The 1505-nt window shown below is 65.4% G+C and carries 1 protein-coding gene; it reads left to right on the forward strand.

Annotated features, from left to right (window positions below; genetic code table 11):
* Positions 1–1505: dihydropteroate synthase (locus tag IF88_RS0139595; protein ID WP_030724410.1), on the forward strand; the 1505-nt coding region annotated here is incomplete at both ends.

Consider the following 1505-nt stretch of genomic DNA (forward strand, 5'->3'; position numbering starts at 1 on the left):
AACGCGAACGGGTCGAAGAAGTTCCGTGAGGCGATGCTGGAGGGCCGCTGGGACGACTGTGTGGAGATGGCCCGGGACCAGATCCGTGAGGGCGCGCACATGCTCGACCTGTGTGTGGACTACGTGGGCCGTGACGGTGTCGCGGACATGGAGGAGCTGGCGGGTCGTTTCGCGACCGCCTCGACGCTGCCGATCGTGCTGGACTCCACCGAGGTCCCCGTGCTCCGGGCGGGTCTGGAGAAGCTGGGCGGTCGTGCGGTCATCAACTCGGTGAACTACGAGGACGGTGACGGGCCCGAGTCCCGTTTCGCCAAGGTCACCCGGCTGGCGCAGGAGCACGGTGCCGCGCTGATCGCTTTGACGATCGACGAGGAGGGTCAGGCCCGCACGGTCGAGCACAAGGTGGCCATCGCCGAGCGGCTCATCGAGGATCTGACGGGGAACTGGGGGATCCGCGAGTCGGACATCCTCATCGACACCCTGACGTTCACGATCTGCACCGGCCAGGAGGAGTCCCGGGGCGACGGTATCGCGACGATCGAGGCGATCCGTGAGCTCAAGCGCCGCCACCCCGACGTCCAGACCACGCTCGGTCTGTCGAACATCTCCTTCGGTCTGAATCCGGCGGCGCGGGTGCTGCTGAACTCCGTGTTCCTGGACGAGTGTGTGAAGGCGGGTCTGGACTCGGCGATCGTGCACGCGTCGAAGATCCTGCCGATCGCCCGGTTCGACGAGGAGCAGGTCACCACCGCCCTGGACCTGATCTACGACCGGCGTGAGGGTGACTACGACCCGCTGCAGAAGCTGATGGCTCTGTTCGAGGGCGTGAACACGAAGTCGCTGAAGGCCGGCCGGGCCGAGGAGCTCCTTGCCCTGCCCTTGGACGAGCGGTTGCAGCGGCGGATCATCGACGGTGAGAAGAACGGTTTGGAGGCCGACCTCGACGAGGCCCTTCAGACCCGGCCGGCGCTGGACATCGTCAACGACACCCTGCTGGAGGGCATGAAGGTCGTCGGTGAGCTGTTCGGCTCCGGGCAGATGCAGCTGCCGTTCGTGCTGCAGTCGGCCGAGGTGATGAAGACGGCGGTGGCGTATCTCGAGCCGCACATGGAGAAGACCGACGACGAGGGCAAGGGCACCATCGTCTTGGCCACGGTCCGCGGGGACGTCCACGACATCGGCAAGAACCTCGTCGACATCATCCTCACCAACAACGGCTACAACGTCGTCAACATCGGTATCAAGCAGCCGGTCTCCGCGATCCTGGAAGCCGCGCAGGAACACAAGGCCGACGTGATCGGCATGTCCGGTCTCCTGGTGAAGTCCACCGTGATCATGAAGGAGAACCTGGAGGAGCTCAACCAGCGCAAGCTGGCCGCCGACTACCCCGTCATCCTCGGCGGCGCCGCCCTCACCCGCGCCTACGTCGAACAAGACCTCCACGAAATCTACGAAGGCGAAGTCCGCTACGCCCGCGACGCCTTCGAAGGCCTGCGCCTCATGGA

The sequence above is a fragment of the Streptomyces sp. NRRL F-2580 genome (assembly GCF_000720115.1).
In the GTDB taxonomy this organism is placed as follows: domain Bacteria; phylum Actinomycetota; class Actinomycetes; order Streptomycetales; family Streptomycetaceae; genus Streptomyces.